The organism is Nocardia sp. NPDC055053, from assembly GCF_053608285.1.
The window spans coordinates 1-17,896 of sequence record NZ_JBSGVD010000027.1; the positions used below are offsets into that span (position 1 = coordinate 1).

Genomic DNA, 17,896 nt, shown 5'->3' on the forward strand with positions numbered 1-17,896 from the left:
GCGGCCGTCCCGCCGGTCAGGCGCCGTTGCGTACGCGACGAAGGAGCAAGCAACGGTGCCTGACCGGCGGGACACAAGGGGCCGCGACCTCGAGCGCGCCAGCGCTCCAACAAACACAGCGACCTCGAGCGCGCCAGCGCTCCAACAAACACAGCGACCTCGAGCGCGCCAGCGCTCCAATTACACCGTGCGCATCCAGCCGTGGGAGTCGGCGAAGGTGCCGCGCTGGATGCCGGTCAGCGTGTCGCGCAGCGCCATCGTCACCGCGCCGGGCTCGCCGCCGCCGATGCTGAATTCGCCCTCGGCCGATTTCACCCAGCCGACCGGCGTGATGACCGCGGCGGTTCCGCACGCGAAAACCTCACTGATCTCACCGGATTCGGCGCCCTTGCGCCATTCCTCGACCGAGACCTTGCGCTCCTCGACCGGGTAACCGGAATCGGCGGCCAGGGTCAGCAGCGAGTCGCGGGTGATGCCGGGCAGCAGCGAACCGGACAGTTCCGGGGTGACCAGCCGGGCCTCGGAACCGGTGCCGAACACGAAGAACAGGTTGTTCGTGCCCATCTCCTCGACGTAGGCGCGCTCGCAGGCGTCCAGCCACACGACCTGGTCACAGCCCTTCTCCGTGGCCTGCGCCTGCGCCAGCAGCGAGGCGGCGTAGTTGCCTGCCACCTTCGCCTCACCGGTGCCACCGGGCGCGGCCCGCACGTACTCGGTCGACAGCCACACCCGCACCGGCTTCACGCCACGCGGGAAGTACGCGCCTGCGGGCGAGGCCAGCAGCAGGTACTTGTAGGCCGAAGCGGGCTTCACGCCCAGGCCCGCCTCGGTGGAGAACATGAACGGCCGCAGATACAGCGACTCCTCGCCACCGGCCGCGGGCACCCAGTCGGCATCGACCTCGAGTAGCTGACGCACGGATTCGACGAACAGTTCCTCGGGCAGTTCGGCCATCGCCATCCTGGCGGCCGAGCGGCGGAACCGCGCGGCATTGGCGTCGATCCGGAAGGTGGCGATGCTGCCGTCGGGCTGACGGTAGGCCTTGAGCCCTTCGAAGATCGCCTGACCGTAGTGGAACACCATCGTCGCCGGGTCCATCGACAGCGGGCCGTACGGCTCGACCCGCGCGTTGCCCCACTCGCCGTCGGCGTAGTCGATCGACACCATGTGGTCGGTGAAGAACCGCCCGAAACCGGGGGCCGCCAGTACCTCTTCCCGCTGCTGCGCCGAACGGGGCGCGGGATGCGGAATACGAGAGAACTGTGCAGCGACTGTCATGATGCGATCCTATCCATTGCGCGGAATTACTTCGTTTTGGTGTCGACGAACGGCGGCTTGACCACCTCGCAGCGCAGCTTGCGCCCGCGCACGTCGACCTCCACCTCGTCGCCGGGTTCCAGCTTCGCCGTGGTGTCGAGCAGGGCCAGCGCGATGCCGACCTTCAGCGACGGCGAGAACGTGCCCGAGGTGGTCTCCCCGACCGGTTCGCCGTCGCGCAGCACGGTCTGCCCCTGCCGCAGCACGCCGCGATCGAGTGCCTTCAGGCCCATCAGCGTGCGCCGGGGACCGTCGGTCTTCTCCTGCTCGAGCGCCGCCTTGCCCCAGAACTCCGGCTTCTTCCAGCCGACCGCCCAGCCGGTGCGCGCCTGGTTCGGGGTGATGTCGAGGGACAGCTCGTGGCCGTGCAGCGGGTAGCCCATCTCGGTGCGCAGCGTGTCACGCGCGCCGAGCCCGGCGGGCTGCCCACCGGCCGCCCGCACCTGCTCGGTGAGCGCGCGGAAAACCGCTTCCGCGTCGTTCCAGCGCGGCAGCAGCTCGTAGCCGTGCTCGCCGGTGTAACCGGTGCGGCACACCCGGACGGGGCGGCCGTCCCATTCGGCGTCGGCGTAGGCCATGTATTCCATGTCGGTCGGCAGGCCGAGGGCGGCGAGCACCTCGGTCGACTTGGGGCCCTGCACCGCGAACACCGCGTACTCGCGGTGCTCGTCGGTGACGGTGATCCCGGCAGGCGCCACCTTCCGCAGCTCGGCCACCACGGCCGCGGTGTTCGCGGCGTTCGGCACGAGGAACACCTCGTCCTCGCCGACGTAGTAGGCGATCAGATCGTCGATCACGCCGCCGTCGGCCGCACAGCACAGCGTGTACTGGGCCTTGCCCGGCCGGATCCTGGCCAGGTCGTTGGTCAGCGCCGAGTTCACGAACGCCGCGGCGCCGGGGCCCGCGACGGTCGCCTTGCCCAGGTGACTCACATCGAACAGGCCGACCGTGGTGCGCACGGCGGTGTGCTCACCGACGGTCCCGCCGTACTGCACCGGCATCTCCCACCCGCCGAACGGGGCGAAGGTGGCTCCGAGCTCGACATGAACAGCGTGGATGGGGCCCTCGAGCAGCGCGTTGTCGGTCATGGGCCCGAGCTTATCGGTCGATCCCCGCGCCGCGCGAACCTCCCGATTCGCCGGGTAGCCCCAGGAATCGGGGGCATCGTGACGGGTTCCGCCGACCGGTCGCCGGTGCGAGGATCTGCGGTCATGAACCTACGTACGGCCGGCGCGGGTGCGCTGCTTGTCTCCGCGACCCTGCTCCTGGCGAGTCCTGTCGCCCACGCCGACACCGGCAGTCTCGACTTCCTCGGCCCGTCCGGCTCGGGCGGCGGGATCAACCTCGGCTGCCTGCTGCAATCGCTGTCCGGTGAATCGCCAACGGCGGATTGCGATCCGCCCACGATTCCGGCGCCCTGAGCGACTCCGGCAACGATGACCGGGGCCCGTTTTGCCGAAAGCCGATGATCGGCAACGGCTGTAAGGTCGTGACCGTGAGTGAGTTGTACGGCCGCAGGTTCCGCAGGGTCGCCCGCATGGACGTCGTCATGAGCCGGGCTGTGTCCCGGATCCCGGAGACGGCGGCCGATCGCGGCATGCTGCGGCTGACCAGGTCGGCCAACACCGGCGGCCTGTGGCTGGCGACGGCGGCGGTGCTGGCGGTGAAGCCGGGGCCGCCGCGACGCGCCGCCTTGCGCGGGGCGATCGCGCTGGCCGGGTCGAGTTTCCTGGTGAATCTCGTGCTCAAGTCGCTGATCCCGCGCCGCCGTCCACCGGCCGAGCTCATGCCGCACAGCCGGCGGCTGGTCGACCAGCCGTTCTCCTCGTCGTTCCCGTCGGGCCACAGCGCCAACGCGGCGGCCTTCGCCACCGCCGTCGCGCTGGAGAGCCCGCGCACGGCGCTGGCCGTCGCCCCGGTGGCCGCCGCCGTCGCCTATTCGCGCGTCCACACCGGCGCGCACTGGCCGTCCGACGTCCTGGTCGGCGCCGCCGTCGGCACCGGCGTCGCGCTGGCCACCCGCCGCTGGTGGCCGATCCGCGAATCCGACGAGGCCGAGGCGCACGTGGTGCGCGACGCCCCCGCGCTGGTCGACGGCAAAGGTCTACTGCTGCTGATCAATCCGCGTTCCGGGGACTCCACCTACGACCCCACCCCCGACATCGCCGAGGCACTGCCCGCGGCGACCCTGCTGCACACCCAGCCCGATCGCGACGCCGCCGAGCTGTTGCAGGAGGCGCTCGACCCGTCGATCCTCGCGGTCGGCGCGGCGGGCGGTGACGGCACCATCGCCGCGGCCGCCGCCGTGGCGCTGCGTAACGACCTGCCGCTGGTCGTGGTCCCGGCGGGCACCCTCAACCACTTCGCCCGCGATCTCGGCGTCTACGACCTGCGCGAGGTCGCCGACGCGACCGGCGCGGGCGAGGCCGTCGAAGTCGATATCGCCGCAGTGGAATTCGAGACCCCCGACGGTCCGCGCACCCACTATCTGATCAACACCGCCAGCATCGGCGCCTACCCCGATCTGGTCCGCCTGCGGGAGAAATGGGAGGACCGCTGGGGCAAGTGGCCCGCGTTCGCGGCCGCGCTGATCGTCACGCTGCACCGCGCCGAGCCGATCCGGATCCTGCTCGACGACCGCTGGCACGATCTGTGGTTCCTGTTCGTCGGCAACGGCCCGTACCACCCGCACGGCGCCGTCCCCGCGTTCCGCTCCCGGCTCGACGAGGGTCTGCTCGACGTGCGCTGGCTGCGCGCCGACGTGCGGTTCTCCCGCACGCGCGCCGTCATCGCGCTGATGCTGGCCGCGATCGGCCACAGCCGGGTCTACGGTGAACGCCAGATGCACGAGTTGCCGGTCGCCGTGCACACTCCGGTCGCGGTGGCCGCGGACGGTGAAGTGGTCGGCACCGCACGGGATCTGCGCTTCACCGTCGCGGGCAAGGTCGCGGTCTACCGCCGCGACGAGGACAACCCGCGCTGGGAGAACCGCGCCCGCCCGCACCACCGCCGCCCCCTGGCCTGGCTGATGGACCGTCGTCGCTGAATCCTCACGAACCCGTCTCACCTCGATCACCATCGGCCACAACGGCCTTGCGCGGCCCGCGCCGGTGGACATGATGGAGGCATGAGCTCGCCGGACGGCGCACGTCCGATCACCGCAACCGAAGCCGATCGCCGCTGGGACCCGTGGACTCCCGGCGTGGTCGCCGCCCGCCTGAGTGCCTGCACCGCGCCGTGGGCGGTAGCGGGCGGCTGGGCCATCGATCTGTTCGCGGGCGGCATCTCCCGCGCCCACGCCGATATCGAAATCGCCGTCCCCCGAACGGATTTCCCCGAGATCGCGGCCGCGTTCCCCGAGTACGAATGGGACATCGTCGGCGACGGTCACCTCTGGCCCTACGCCGAGGCCGCCGACCGCACCGACCTCCATCAGGCCTGGCTGCGCGACCCGTTCACCGGCGCGTTCCACCTCGACGTCTTCCGCGAACCGCACCGCGGCGACACCTGGATCTGCCGGCGCGATCCGACGATCACCCTCCCCTACGCCGAGCTGATCCTCACCACCCCGTCCGGCATCCCGTACGTGATCCCGGAGGTGGTCCTGCTGTTCAAGGCAAAGGCCAACCGCGCCAAGGACGATGCCGATTTCCGGCGGGCCCTGCCGTTGTTGTCCGAGGACCGGCGCGCCCGGCTGTCGTCCTGGCTGACGCGGGTCCATCCCGATCACCCGTGGCTGAGCAGGACCGCGGCCTGACCCGACCACCTCAGCCGGGGCCCGCCGGTCTGCGCGAGACCGGCACCTAGGGCCTGTTTCGAGGTCCGCCGACTACTGCCCTGACACGATCGAATTAGCCCGGCAGCCGACACCATCCCTGCCGATAGTCCACCCAATCCTGGGGCCTGGCAGCGAAATCCACGTACAGGGCGACCCCGAAGTTCGCGCGGTCGACATCGGCGCTCGTGAGCCCGAGCCGAATCCCGCGCACCGCGGCGGCAACTGTCTCGGCCGCACCGTGATGTCCCGGATCGTCGGCCCAGAACGCGGGCGCCCCCATCAGCAGATCCACCTCGTGCGGGGTCACCTCCGCTGCCAGTTCGGTCTGCTGCGCCACGTACCCGCTGTAGAGCGCCTCGGTCGGCATGGCGGTGTCGTAGGACATCACCGCCACCTGGTCGACCCGGCGCGCCACATCGGCGAAATAGGCTTGGCTCCACCACTTCCCGTGATCGGCGACCGCGAGGCCCACCGAGTGCAGTCCCGGCAGCGGATCGATGACCGGCGCCGACACCGACAGTGGCACTCGCGCAGCCGAAGTCACCGCTTTGGTCGCATCGAGCAGCGCGAGGAACCCAGGCGATCCTGACCGCACCGGCTCGAGGTCGTAGTGCACCCCGTCGAATCCGTAGGCGAGCACGCGCCGCGCCGATGCCACCACCCGCTCGCGCGACTGCGCCGATTCCACATCCAGGCCGTCGAATTCGGGTTGCACGACATCGCCCAGCCACGACTGCACCCGGACGCCGGGCAACTTCGCGTGCACCGCGTCGACGAACCATTGCGCCCGCGGCGCCAGATCGTCGCGCAGACTCCCGTCGTGCTCGAGCGGACCGGTGTGCACATACAGGTCACGAATTCCGGTGCCCGCCAGCATGGTCGCCAACTGGTCGACATCGGCGTCGGTCCTGCGCCCGTCCACCCACGCGTGCCCGAGCCAGAACGTGTCCTTGCCCCTGGTCCGCGCCTGGTCGGACTGCGCACCGATGTTCTGTGCCAGCAGGTACGTCACCGCGCCGACGACCGGCAACGACACCACAACGAGCAACACGAGCGCGACCACCGCGCCGCGCACCCACCACGACCACCCTCGCCACTTCCCCCGCATCAGACCTCCCCGACGTTCGAGACTCCGAGACTACCCGCAGGTACCGACCGGCAGATTTCCGGCAAACCGCCCACCCGTGGAAAACTGTGCGCCGCTGTACAACTGATCGGAGCACCATGAAATACGCCGTCACCCTCGGATCCGCCGCCGTCGCGGCTTTCGCCTTCGCCATCGCGACACCATCTGTGGCCACCGCACAACCGTCCGGCAACTGCCACAAGTCCTACTCTCCCTGCGTGCCCATCGTCAGCGACGTGGACTGCGAGGGCGGCAGCGGGAACGGTCCCTATTACACCGGACGCGTCCGGGTGATCGGCCCCGACGAGTACGGCCTCGACCGGGACGGCGACGGCGTCGGTTGCGAGTAGCGACAAGAAAAGGGGCGTGCGATGTGGTCATCGCACGCCCCTTTGTCGTTTCGGTCAGCGGTTCTCTTCGGGGCCGCCGTAGCCCTCGCCGGGCTTGCCGAGATCGGGGCCACCAGGTGTTCCGTAGCCGGGGCCCTGGCCGGGGCCGCCGTAGCCCTGACCACCCTGGCCCTGGCCGCCTTCGGCCGGACCGCCGTAACCGGGGCCACCGTAGCCAGGTTGTCCGCCGGATCCTGGCTGGCCCGGCTGACCTGGATATCCCGACTGGCCGGGCTGACCGGGCTGACCTGGGTACTGGCCGGGCTGACCGGGCTGACCCGGGTACTGGCCGGGCTGACCCTGACCCGGGTACCCCGCCTGACCGGGCTGACCCGGGTACCCCTGCTCACGCGGATACCCCGGCTCACCGAATCCGCCTGCGGGCCCGCCGTACTGCGGGTATCCCGGCTCCGGCGCGGCCGCCGCCCCGACGACCGGACCGCCGGTCACCACCCGATACGCGTACGTGGAGGCGATGATCGTCAACGGCACCGTCACCAGCAGACCGAGGCCGCACAGCAGCGCGCCGACGATATTGATACCGAACAGCGCCAGCGCCAGCAGCAGCAACGGTCCGGCATTGCTCGATATCGCCGAGAAGCTCGATTTGATCGCCGTGATCGCGTCCTGATCGCGGTCGATCACAAACTGCATCGTCCACCAGGTGAAGAAGGCGATCACCAGGCCAGGCAGGATGCACAGCACCAAGCCGATACCGGTCGCCAAACCGACCAGAATGCCGGCCAGGATCACCGCTCCGACATTCGTGAACTTGAAAAAGTCACCGAATCCCGGCTTGCGCCCATCGGTTTCGTGCAGCGCGCCACGCACGAACGCGGCGGAGATCAAATAACCGATGATGGCACTGACCACCGTGCCGATGAACTGCCAGATACCGAATCCGATGCTGAAATCACCGTCGGCATCGGTATCGGTGGTGTTCCCCAAACCGAACAGGAAGTTGATCGCCACCTGGATGATGAAGGCGATCAGCACGATGGCGACCCACACCACCGCATTGTTCTTGAATTTGTCCCACCCGTAACCGATGGCGTCGCCGACACCGAGTTTCGGCCCCGCCGGTGGATACCCGGGTTGCTGCTGTCCATACGTCATCCGAATCGCATCCCCTCACCTTGTGCGACGACCAAAGCCGCCGATATGAGTCTTCCGATCCGGCGCCACGGTCACGCCGACACCCCGATCATTTCACACCACCCACCCCAAGTCCGGTTTCGTACACCAATACCCGCGAACCGCGTTATCCCGTCGACAAGCATGTCGTTTACCTCGATTCCGAGAAAGGTTGCGCCGATTTCGAATTCGCTGAATCAATCAGCTTCCTGTTCCCCGAATCTGTGGGATGGATGTTCAGACCTCATAGAGCTGGTGGCACGGCAACAGACGCATAGTCGCGGTCACGGCCCGGTCGATGGTGACCAGCGCATGGCCGTGCCACCGGTTCATGTCGGCGGCGAAGGCTTCCGCGACCGCGGATTCGGCGCGGAAGTCCAGGGCGACGATGCCGGTGGCTCCCACGGGGAACACGACCGCGAGGTGCACCTGCACGCCGATCACCACCGCGCCGCTACTCCGGCGGAGCCAGTGCGCTCGTCGGCCGGTAACGGCAGCTCGCATCGGGTGCTGGTACCGCTGCCCCACGGTGACCGGACTACCCGCCCACACGCGGCGACTACCGCAGGGTGCGGCGGAATGCGGGCGAAACCGCGGGTGTCGAGGCAAGTCACAACCAGCATCGACGCCGCCGGATCGCGGTGGATGCGAATGGTGAGCATGTGATCCTGCCCGCTGACATGGTCGGCCTCGGTCGCGGTCCCCACGAGCGCGCGCATCAGGGAGTCCAGCGGATCGACCATGCTCGCCAGCCCCGCCCTGGACAGGCGATTGCGGGTGTTCAGCCGCACGATGTCCTCGGCGAGCGGAACCGGTGCCACCTGAAACTCCCCGATAACCGCAATGTCCGAGTCGATGGCAACCTGTTCGGTCGAGCTGGCGTCCATGACCCCGATTGCGGGGCGGATCTCCGAAATCTGCCGCAGCAGTGCCTGTCTGGGCATCACCAGCCCGTCGAGGTGAGTCATGCTCGGCACGATCAAGTAGCCGCCACCTGCGGCCTGCAACTCCTCCACCGCGGCCCACAGCACGCGGAAGCTGGCTTGGCCGCCGAGCATCGTACGCAGATCTACGCGGTCACGAGCGGCAAGATCGGTCACGGTGCGGATCAGCAGGGTGTCATGTCTGCGGTCGAGCGACTCCATCAGCGACCAGAGCGGATTATGGTGCGGCGCAGGCTCATGGCGGATCGTTCCGCGCAACGGTGCGCCGGCGGTCAGAGCCGCTTGCCGAAGCTGGTGCTCCACGATGAGGATGTCACCGGGATGTACCAGCGCGGACCGTAGGTAGCCGATCATGACGGTCATCGCCGCGGCCTCGATTCGAGAATGCGCCACGGCCTTGGCGCCGCGATGCCTACTGCTCGTTCGCTCACTGGTCCCCTCCAGCGTGAGGTGGCTGTCGATGCGGACGCACACAGCGCCCGTAGTGGACTATGCCACTTGAGAGAGGTTCGGAAAATTTCCGAGATTCGAGCTAGAGGGTGATCGGATATTCCTGACGGAACGCCCATGTCTCCGGCGGGTAGATCGCCTCGTCGACCTGCAACGCCCTCTCGCCGGGGCCGTAGGCGACCAGCCAGTACACGAGCACCGCCGACCCCGGATCGAGCTGCAGGTCAACGCATTCCGCCTCGGTCGCCAACCGGGCACTGACCTGATCCCGGGCGAACGAGGCGCGCAACCCGAGCGTTTCGGCCAGATACCGCAGGGTCCCTCCCCGAAGTCGCTCGGCTGTCAGCAATGACGGTGCGACATCAGCGAGTTCGGCAGGGAACCAACTGGTGGAGAACTCGATCGGGCCGCGATGGTTGGCGATGAGCCGACATCGCCGCACAACCTCTGCCCCAGGTTCGATTCCGAGCGAGCGCGCGACATTCACCGGCGCATCGACGATTCCGACGAACGGGAACGACACGCTTTCCGAATCGCTGTACATCGTGCCCAGCGCGGCGGCGCGCTCATACCGCTCACGTGCCCGCGGAGCGGCAGACACGTCACGGACGATAGTTCCCGATCCCTGGCGTGATTCGACGAGTCCCTGCTGACGAAGTACCGCGACCGCGCTCGACGCCGTCGGCCGGGACACGTCCCAGCGTTTGGCCAGTTCACGTTCCGAGGGCAGTTTGTCACCGGGCCGCAAATCGCCGCGAACGATTTGATCCCGCAGATCGCCGGCGATCTGCTGATACGGCGGCGGGACCTGCTCGATCTTCGACACTGCCAATCCTCTCGGTCCACCTAGTAACCTAGGCCACTAGCCACATTAGCCACTTCGACGCCCGATGACAGCAGGCAGCCATATGAGAAACGCGGTGGTGTTCGCCGCCGGCGGAGGGGGCGACGCCGTCTCCGCCTCCGTGCTCGCACACGCGCTCGCCGAACAGATCACGGTGTCGGCGATCGTGAGCTGGTCGTGGGATCGTCTACTGCTGGATCCCTTGCCGGGCCCGCGCACCGCCGGAGACTTCGAGGGCCTGATCGCTCACGGTGACGGCCTCTTCCAAGTGCCGTCCACAGCCTTCTTGACCACCGGCGGGCAGTCCACGCTCCCCCGCCTTGCAACCCACTTGGCCATGCCACTGCTGCTCGCCGACCCCAGGAGGGGCTCACAGGGGCTGAGCCGGCAACTGCGAAAAGCAGCGGAGGTGTTCGCCGCCGAGCTGATTCTGGTCCTCGACGTCGGCGGCGACATACTGGCCGCTGGAGACGAGCCGGGCCTCCGCAGCCCGCTGGCAGACTCGCTCGCGCTGGCGGCTGCCGTCGAGTCCGAGCTCCCGACCGACGTTCTCGCCACCGGTCTCGGACTCGACGGCGAACTCACCGCCGACGAACTGGACCGACGGCTCATCGACCTCGGCGCCGACGAGGTCGTCACCCTGCACTCAGCGGATGCCGTTGGCGTAGAAGGCATCTGGGAATGGCATCCCTCGGAGGCGAACGCACTGCTTTCGGTCGCGGCGGGTGGGTGGCGCGGACAAGTCGAATCTCAACGCGACACCACGATCACCGTCGACGACCGGTGCACCACAGTATTCCGGGTCGACTCCCACAAGCTCGCAGGCGACTCGATCGCTGCGGACCTCGCCGCGACCACGAGCCTCGACACTGCCGAACTCCGAGTCCGCGACCGCCGAGGAACGACCGATATCGACATCGAACGACGACGCCTGGCAACACGCAGCCACCCCCGCAGCCCCAGCGCAAACGCGATCGCCATCCTCGACCAGTACGTGAAAGACGCTGCGGCCCGCGGGACCGATGCCCTGACCATCCGTCGCGTCCTCGAGCTCACCGATGCGACCGATCCATCGTCGGCAACCGCGATGCGCGAGCAGCTACGGCAACAACGACCGGACAATTTCCAGCCGCCCCTCTACATCACTGCCCTCTGACGCCGCCGCGGCTACCGCCGATGAAGCAGAACACCATCGGGTTGTGGTGGCGTCAGGGTTTGACGGGCAAGGTCAGCGCCGCGTCGATGGTGGCGTCGAGGAAGGCGAGAGTGTCGCGGCGGCGGGTCAGGGGGTTGCGGTAGCTGCGGTGGCCCTCGACGCCGTTGGTACGCAGGTGCAGGCTTTCGGCGACGATGCGCTGCCAGCGTGGATCGAACGTCTTGTGGGCGTAGCGGCCTGCGCCGGATTTCGAGGTCATTGTTCCGGTGGCGAGAAGGTGGTGCAGCCGGCTCACGCCGAGCACGGCCCAGACCGGGAACCACGGACTGACCCCGAGGGCGAGGGGCAGCGGGCGCAGCTGCCGGTTCTGTTCCCACCACGGCCGCCAGTAGCCACGAAGGTTGTCGATGGTGTACTCGCGCAAGACATTCCGGTCAGCCCACAGGTCGATGTCGGTCGGCTGGGGTCCGCGCACGGTGATCCCGTGCCAGGCCAGCTCGCAGAACGTCACCGGGTTTAGGCCGAACCGCCCAGCGGGTGTGAACCGATTCTCTTGGGCACAGGGGATTTCCGGGCAGCCGCTCGGCCCGGCGGCCAGGTCGGCCCAAGTGAGAACCGCACCATCGAAATTCGGCATCGGGAAGGCGGCCACCGTTCGGGCGTGCGCCTCGGCCAACGCCGCCATCTCCGGAGATCCTTCCTCCAGACGACGATCGATCACCGCGACGAAGTCGATATCGCTGGCCGTCTGGAGTCGACCGCGCCCGGCGCCACGAGGTTGGAAGTCGCCCAAGGCCACCGATCCCACCAGATAGAACCCGGTGACCAGCCCCGGCGCCAACTCGTCGACAGCGGTCAGAAACACCCGCACACTCCGCCCGACTTCGGCAGGCAGCTCGTCGCTGGACATGCCGACCAACCTACCGGCCACGCGGACAGAACCGGAGCGCCCCGGTGAGAGAGCCGGGGCGATCGGGTGGTGGGGTTACTTGTCCGCGTTCTCCCGCTTGGGGAGCTTCCATCCCGGGCGCGGGAAGTGGCACGTGTAGCCGTCGGGGTAGCGGATCAGGTAGTCCTGATGTTCGGGTTCGGCGTCCCAGAAGGTGCTCGCGGGAGTCACCTCGGTGACGACCTTGCCCGGCCACAGGCCTGAGGCGTCGACATCGGCGATGGTGTCCAGGGCGGTGCGGCGCTGGTCGTCGTCGAGGTAGAAGATGGCCGAGCGGTAGCTGGAGCCGATGTCGTTGCCCTGGCGGTCCCTGGTGGTGGGGTCGTGGATCTGGAACAGGAACTCGAGCAGGGCCCGATAGTCGGTCCGCGCCGGGTCGTATTCGATCTCGACGGCCTCGGCGTGGCCGGGGTGATTGCGGTAGGTGGGGTGATCGTTGCTGCCGCCGGTGTAGCCGACCCTGGTGGACAGCACTCCCGGCTGCCTGCGGATCAGATCCTGCATGCCCCAGAAGCATCCACCGGCCAGAATCGCCTTACGGGTTTCGGTCACGCGTCCTCCTTGGTAGAGCCTCCACGGTCGCACAGAAGTGCCACAACCGCCTCTATGGAACTCCGCTGACGAGCCGGGAATTCCCACCAGTAAGCTCGCCGCGCAAGCGATACCTCATGAACATCCCAGCGTGTCCCAGAGTCACCGAGGAAACAGGAGGAATTCGGCGAAATGCCACGTAGCGTCGTTGCCCGGAGTTTGACGATCGGATTGGCAGCAGCAGCTGTGACAGCAGGCGCGGTGAGCGGCGCGGGAGCCCACCCCGCCGGCAGCGACGACACGGTCGCACAGACCTCGAACTGCGAAATCGGACAATCGAGACTAAAAAACCACAAGCTACGTGCGCCCAACCCGTCCGCCACCGGACAGATCGACGCCGTCCTCATCGCCTCGACCACCCGCGCCCCGATCGCGGGCGGCAAGGTGTTGCTCACCGGCAGCGACACCTGCGGTGACACCATCCACCGGCACCTGTCGACCGGCACCGACGGCCAGGTCAGCTTTCGCGGGCTCCAGCCGGGCCGCTATCAGGTGACGGCCTACCCCGGCGTGAAGAAGTCGCAGTCCACGGCCGCCGTGGAGCTGTTCACCCCGACCCTGAAAACCCTGCAGTTCACGGTCTCGCCGAGTCACGGCTAGCGGCCGCTCGGGCCGGGTGATCACCGCCCGGCCCGAAACCCGTTGACACCCAGCGCGGTCGGACGCACCGTGATACAACTCACCCCAGAGTGAGAAGGGGTGGTTTCCGTATGGAGCCAACAGCCGAACAGCGGGCAGCGCTGGGTTTGATCTGTGACACATTCCTGCCCGGTGACGGGCTCGATCTACCGGCGGCGACCGAGCTGGGCGCGGTCGACACGATCTTCCGGATCCTGGGCCGCAACCCGCGCGAGGCGGACAAGAAGCAGCTCGCGATGTTGCTGGGGCTGTGGGATTCCCGAGCTTTCGGCCTGGTGACCGGCAGCGGTTTCCGCCGGTTCTCGTCGCTGTCGCAGGAGCGGCGCGAGGCCGCGCTGCTACGGCTTGCCGATTCCGGGCTTGCGCCGGCCAGGGCGGTGTTCCAGGCACTCAAGCAGGCCTCGCTGCTGGCCTACAACGTGACCCCGGGCCCGACCGGGACGAACCCGCTGTGGGAGCAGATCGGCTATCCGGCCCCGACCGGCCCGTCGGCGAACGCGCCCACGCCCGCGCTCACCCCGGAGCGGTTCACCGAATCGACCACCCTGGACTGCGATGTCGTCGTGGTCGGCTCGGGCGCGGGCGGCGGCGCCGCGGCGGCGGTACTGGCCGAAGCCGGTCTCGACGTGGTGGTGCTCGAACGCGGAAACTATTACGACGACAAGGATTTCGGCAACGGCGAGCTCGACGCGCTGACCAGCCTCTACGCCCCCGGGCCTGCGGCGTCGGCGGAGGGCCAGATCACGCTGGTTGCGGGTACCTGCCTCGGCGGCGGCACCGTCGTCAACTGGAGCACCTCGCTGCCCACCCCCGACGGGGTACGCAAGGAGTGGGCGGAATCGGGTGTCCCCCAGTTCGCCGACGACGAATTCGGCGACGCGCTGAACACGGTGCAGCGCCGCATCGGCGTCACCGGAAACAAGTCCCCGCTCTCGGCGCGCGACGGCATTCTCGAACGCGGCGCCAAGGCGCTCGGCTGGGATGTCGACACCTTGCCGCGCAATGTCGGCGACGCCTGCGACGCCGCGGTCGAATGCGGTCGCTGCGGGTACGGGTGCAGGCTCGGCGCCAAGCAGTCGGTGACCAAGACCTGGCTCGCCGACGCCGCCGAGCACGGTGCGCGGCTGGTGGTCGACGCCGACGTCCGCTCGATCACGGTGACAGCGGGCAAGGCGGAATCGGTGTCGGCGCGCACCTCCGACGGCGTCGAGATCACCGTGCGGGCGCGCGCGGTGGTCGTCGCGGCGGGCGCCATCCAGACACCCGCGCTGCTGCAGCGATCGGGCCTGCGCAACAAGAACATCGGCCGCCATCTGCGCCTGCATCCCGCCGCCGCGGTGTTCGGCGTGTTCGAGGAGGAGATCCGGCCGTGGGAGGGCGCGCTGCAGGCGCGGATCAGCAGGCACCACGCCGACCTCGACGGAAACGGCTACGGCGTCATCTACGAGACCGGGCCGATCCACCCCGGCCTGGCGACCGGGTTCATGAGCTGGCGTGGCGCGGCGCAGCATCGCGCCACCATGCTCGATTTCGCGCGCACCAACTCGATCGGGGTGATCACCCGCGACCGTGATCCGGGCACCGTGTCGATCGACGGCAGCGGCGAACCGGTGGTGAAGTACCGCCTGTCCGACTACGACGCCAACCACCTGCACACCGGCATCGTCGGCGCCGCCTCGGTCCTGGAAGCCGCGGGCGCGCAACGCATCTACTCCGGCCATCAGGCGGGCGTCTCGTTCGAACCCGGCGTGCGCGGTTCGCTCGCGGAGTTCGACGCGGCCTGCAAGAAGGCCGGTTACGGGCCGGGACAGTGCTCGATGGGCGCCCTGCACATCATGGGCTCCGCGCGCATGGGCGGCACGGCGGAACTGTCGGCGACCAACCCGGACGGCGCCACCTGGGAGGTCGACAATATCGTCGTGGCCGACGGGTCCAGCTTCCCCACCGCGCCCGGCGTGAACCCCATGGTGACCATCGAGGCCATCGGCTACATGAACGCCAAGCGGCTGGCGGCCAAGCTCGCCTAGCTGTCTACCCGGCGGATCCCCGCGAGGACGGCCCGCAGCACGTCGAGGTCGGCACTGCCGACCGTCCGGTGCTGCGGGGCGCGGGCGACCAGCCTGCCCTCGTCGATGAGGTCGGCGATGAGCACCTTGGCCAGGTTCAACGGCAGCCCGAGGTGGGCCGACACCTCGGCGACCGCCATCGGCGTCCGGCACAGTTCGACGATCGCGGCGTACTCGGGTTCGGTGCGCCGCAGGCGGGTGCCCGCACCGGCGTCGACCAGCAGCGTCGTGAGGTCGAGTTCGTCGCGCTCGGTCCGGCCGCGCCCACGGGTCACCGCGTAGAGGCGCACGATCGGGCCCGCGTCCTCCTCGTACCAGTGTTCGCGTTCGTCGCTCATGCGCGCGGCGAGACGGCGGGGAACTGACCGGAGATCGGCGAGGACTGATCGGCGGCCTCGGCCAGCGCCGAGGGGATCAGTACGACCGCACGCACTCCGCCGTAGACCGATTCGGCCAGCCGCACCGAGATATTGTGCCTGCCAGCCAGTTTCGCGACCACGAACAGTCCGAGCCGTGAATTGCCGGACAGTGTCGCCACACTGAACTCCGGTGGGTCGGCCAGCACCGCATTGCGTTCGGCCAGTTCGGCTTCCGACATCCCGAGGCCCTGATCGATGACCTCGACGGCCACCCCGCGCCCGACCACGACCCCCGACACGATGACCTGCGTCTCTGGCGGCGAGAACGCCGTCGCGTTGTCCATCAGCTCGGCCAGCAGGTGGATCACATCGGCGACAGCGTGGCTGGCGATGCGCACCTCGGGCATCTGCTTGGTCTGAATCCTGGTGTAGTCCATGCTTTCCGCGATCGCGCCGCGCACCAGTTCCAGCAGCGCCACCGGATTGCGCCAGCGCCTGCCCGGCTGCTCGCCGCCGAGGATGATGAGGTTCTCGGCGTTGCGGCGGGAGCGGGTCGCGAGATGGTCGAGCTGGAACAGCAGTTCGAGCTGGTCGGCATTGCCTTCGTCGCGTTCGGCGCGGTCGAGCAGGGCGAGCTGACGGTGCACGACCACCTGGCTGCGGTGGGCGATATTGAGGAACACCGTGTTGATGCCCGCCCTGGTCTGCGCTTCGGCGACGGCCGCCGACACCGCGGCGAGGTGGGCGCGGTTGAACGCGGCCGCGACCTGGCCGAGTTCGTCGGAGCCGAAGTCGAGCCGGGAGGTCTCCTGCTTCGCCTCGACCTTCTCCCCCGCCGCGAGCCTGCGCATGAGATCGGGCATCCGCTCGTCGGCCAGTTCCAGGGTGTCGTGGCGCAACCGCCGCATGCGGGCGATGAACCGGTTGGCCAGGACCAGCGCTATCAGGAACGCGCCCACCGCGAGCAACGCGACGACCGCGCCGCCGAGCAGCGCGTTGCGGCTGTCGGTTTCGCCCTGCTGCCGGGCGATGACATGGGCGTCGGCGCTCTGGTCCTGCCAGAGTTTCTGCAAGGCGAGATTCACGTGGCGCGAGGCGTCCTGCCACCCCGCCAGGCTCAACGGTAGCGCCGCGTCACCGCGATCGTTGGTGACCGGACCGCGCTCCAGCAGCGCGTCCTGCATCGAGACCACCTGCTGCCAGTCCTGGCTCGCGGTGACGGCGTCGAGTTGGGCGCGCCGGGTGCCCTTCAGCACCGTGGCGGAATAGGCCACCTCGCCCCGGAACTCACCGACCCGGCGACCGAAGTCGAGCAGCTCGGCGGCTGACATCCGGCCGTTGGTCAACGCCACCGAACCCAGGGTGTCGGCCTGCGAGAGCGCTTCGGCGGCACGCAATTGTTCGACGGCATAACTCAATTCGATGCCGATCTTCGCCTCCGGCGCCACCCGGGCCGCCAGCATGGACGCGGCGACGATCGTGCCGATCACCTGGGTGAAGACGGTGAACACGTCGGCCGGTGGGATCTGCATCGTGTCGACGCCACCGCGCACGGTCGGCACCATGGCGAACAGCTTGTTGTAGCCCTCGATGTCTTCGCTGGAGCCGTCCGGGTTGAGCGCGCGGGCGGCGTCACCCTTGGCGATCACCGCGGCGAGCGCCTCGTCGGACCGCTGGCGGGCGGTGACCAGGGCAGGCGTGGACGGCGGATCACCGGCCAGTCGCAACAGCGACAGCCTGCGTTCCTCCTGGAACGCCGACACCATCAGGATCGCGGGCGCGGTGGTGCTGGTGGCCAGATCGGCCCATTCGGTGGATTCCCGCGCCGAATCCACCAGGTACACCGCCGCGCCACCCCCGGTGGCCAGGAGCACGACGCTGGAGCTGAGCACGATCGATAGGAGCCGGGTCCGCACGCTCACCCGGCCGCGTACACCGCGCCCGCCCCGCACGTTCCCGAGCACCGAGCTACGCCTGATCTTCACACCGAATCTTTCCGCTCCCGGAGCCGCCCCGGCGCTCCGCTGCGTGCCCGTATCGGCGAAAACCGACGATTCGGCACGCTTGTCTTCGCGCAGAGATTAACCGACCCGCCGCGCCGGTGCGGGGTTTGTGAACGAACCCAAAGAGCGGATACCCCAAGCAAACTCGCAG

General features: G+C 68.6%; 18 protein-coding genes. 7 read left to right on the forward strand and 11 right to left on the reverse strand.

Features of this window, described 5'->3' with window-relative positions:
- Window positions 1-180 precede the first annotated feature (180 nt).
- Both ACWF82_RS24495 and gcvT read right to left on the reverse strand, forming a co-directional pair.
- On the reverse strand, window positions 181-1,278 hold the full coding sequence (locus tag ACWF82_RS24495; RefSeq protein ID WP_452504698.1) for a branched-chain amino acid aminotransferase: 1,098 nt from the start codon (window positions 1,276-1,278) through the stop codon (window positions 181-183).
- Between the two features lie 26 nt (window positions 1,279-1,304).
- Window positions 1,305-2,405, reverse strand: coding sequence for a glycine cleavage system aminomethyltransferase GcvT (gene gcvT, locus ACWF82_RS24500; protein ID WP_452504701.1), 1,101 nt, complete (start codon window positions 2,403-2,405; stop codon window positions 1,305-1,307).
- Window positions 2,406-2,528: 123 nt separating this feature from the next.
- Between gcvT and ACWF82_RS24505 the strand changes: the two genes are divergently transcribed.
- From ACWF82_RS24505 to ACWF82_RS24515, 3 genes are all read left to right on the forward strand, one after another.
- The gene (locus ACWF82_RS24505) at window positions 2,529-2,738 is read left to right on the forward strand and encodes a hypothetical protein (RefSeq protein WP_452504703.1); all 210 of its coding nucleotides are present in this window, start codon (window positions 2,529-2,531) and stop codon (window positions 2,736-2,738) included.
- Between the two features lie 74 nt (window positions 2,739-2,812).
- Window positions 2,813-4,363: a phosphatase PAP2 family protein gene (locus ACWF82_RS24510; RefSeq protein ID WP_452504705.1), complete on the forward strand. Its 1,551-nt coding sequence runs from the start codon at window positions 2,813-2,815 to the stop codon at window positions 4,361-4,363.
- An 81-nt stretch (window positions 4,364-4,444) separates the two neighbouring features.
- Entirely contained in the window at window positions 4,445-5,074 is a 630-nt protein-coding gene (locus ACWF82_RS24515) for a nucleotidyltransferase domain-containing protein (RefSeq protein WP_452504707.1), read from the forward strand.
- Window positions 5,075-5,168: 94 nt separating this feature from the next.
- Here the strand turns inward: ACWF82_RS24515 and ACWF82_RS24520 are convergent, their stop codons facing one another.
- Window positions 5,169-6,203 carry a hypothetical protein gene (locus ACWF82_RS24520; protein WP_452504709.1) on the reverse strand — a complete coding sequence of 345 codons (1,035 nt, stop codon included), beginning with the start codon at window positions 6,201-6,203 and terminating at the stop codon, window positions 5,169-5,171.
- Between the two features lie 116 nt (window positions 6,204-6,319).
- Here ACWF82_RS24520 and ACWF82_RS24525 point away from each other — a divergent pair, with 116 nt between their 5' ends.
- Complete coding sequence (locus ACWF82_RS24525) at window positions 6,320-6,571, forward strand: hypothetical protein (RefSeq protein WP_452504711.1); 252 nt, start codon at window positions 6,320-6,322, stop codon at window positions 6,569-6,571.
- A gap of 54 nt (window positions 6,572-6,625) precedes the next feature.
- Here the strand turns inward: ACWF82_RS24525 and ACWF82_RS24530 are convergent, their stop codons facing one another.
- From ACWF82_RS24530 to ACWF82_RS24545, 4 genes are all read right to left on the reverse strand, one after another.
- Complete coding sequence (locus ACWF82_RS24530; protein ID WP_452504713.1) at window positions 6,626-7,726, reverse strand: hypothetical protein; 1,101 nt, start codon at window positions 7,724-7,726, stop codon at window positions 6,626-6,628.
- Window positions 7,727-7,981: 255 nt separating this feature from the next.
- Complete coding sequence (locus tag ACWF82_RS24535) at window positions 7,982-8,191, reverse strand: hypothetical protein (protein WP_452504715.1); 210 nt, start codon at window positions 8,189-8,191, stop codon at window positions 7,982-7,984.
- On the reverse strand, window positions 8,185-9,051 hold the full coding sequence (locus ACWF82_RS24540) for a hypothetical protein (protein ID WP_452504717.1): 867 nt from the start codon (window positions 9,049-9,051) through the stop codon (window positions 8,185-8,187). The genes ACWF82_RS24535 and ACWF82_RS24540 overlap by 7 nt, the downstream gene beginning before the upstream one ends.
- 169 nt (window positions 9,052-9,220) lie before the next feature.
- A complete protein-coding gene (locus ACWF82_RS24545; RefSeq protein ID WP_452504719.1) occupies window positions 9,221-9,964 on the reverse strand; it encodes a GntR family transcriptional regulator in 744 nt (247 codons plus the stop codon).
- Window positions 9,965-10,046: 82 nt separating this feature from the next.
- On the opposite strand from ACWF82_RS24545, the gene ACWF82_RS24550 reads away from it, so the two are divergent.
- Window positions 10,047-11,138 (forward strand): DUF1152 domain-containing protein, encoded by a 1,092-nt coding sequence (locus ACWF82_RS24550; RefSeq protein WP_452504721.1) that lies wholly within the window; start codon window positions 10,047-10,049, stop codon window positions 11,136-11,138.
- 52 nt (window positions 11,139-11,190) lie between these two features.
- Here the strand turns inward: ACWF82_RS24550 and ACWF82_RS24555 are convergent, their stop codons facing one another.
- Complete coding sequence (locus ACWF82_RS24555) at window positions 11,191-12,048, reverse strand: hypothetical protein (protein WP_452504723.1); 858 nt, start codon at window positions 12,046-12,048, stop codon at window positions 11,191-11,193.
- Between the two features lie 75 nt (window positions 12,049-12,123).
- Window positions 12,124-12,639: a peptide-methionine (S)-S-oxide reductase MsrA gene (msrA, locus tag ACWF82_RS24560; RefSeq protein WP_452504725.1), complete on the reverse strand. Its 516-nt coding sequence runs from the start codon at window positions 12,637-12,639 to the stop codon at window positions 12,124-12,126.
- A 210-nt stretch (window positions 12,640-12,849) separates the two neighbouring features.
- Here msrA and ACWF82_RS24565 point away from each other — a divergent pair, with 210 nt between their 5' ends.
- Both ACWF82_RS24565 and ACWF82_RS24570 read left to right on the forward strand, forming a co-directional pair.
- A complete protein-coding gene (locus tag ACWF82_RS24565) occupies window positions 12,850-13,278 on the forward strand; it encodes a carboxypeptidase-like regulatory domain-containing protein (protein ID WP_452504727.1) in 429 nt (142 codons plus the stop codon).
- 110 nt (window positions 13,279-13,388) lie between these two features.
- On the forward strand, window positions 13,389-15,344 hold the full coding sequence (locus tag ACWF82_RS24570; protein WP_452504729.1) for a GMC family oxidoreductase: 1,956 nt from the start codon (window positions 13,389-13,391) through the stop codon (window positions 15,342-15,344).
- On the opposite strand, the gene ACWF82_RS24575 is transcribed toward ACWF82_RS24570, so the two are convergent.
- Together ACWF82_RS24575 and ACWF82_RS24580 are read right to left on the reverse strand one after the other, a co-directional pair.
- Window positions 15,341-15,721, reverse strand: coding sequence for a DUF742 domain-containing protein (locus tag ACWF82_RS24575; RefSeq protein ID WP_452504731.1), 381 nt, complete (start codon window positions 15,719-15,721; stop codon window positions 15,341-15,343). The two genes, ACWF82_RS24570 and ACWF82_RS24575, sit on opposite strands and share 4 nt — an antisense overlap.
- On the reverse strand, window positions 15,718-17,727 hold the full coding sequence (locus ACWF82_RS24580; protein ID WP_452504733.1) for a nitrate- and nitrite sensing domain-containing protein: 2,010 nt from the start codon (window positions 17,725-17,727) through the stop codon (window positions 15,718-15,720). The genes ACWF82_RS24575 and ACWF82_RS24580 overlap by 4 nt, the downstream gene beginning before the upstream one ends.
- Between the last annotated feature and the right edge of the window lie 169 nt (window positions 17,728-17,896).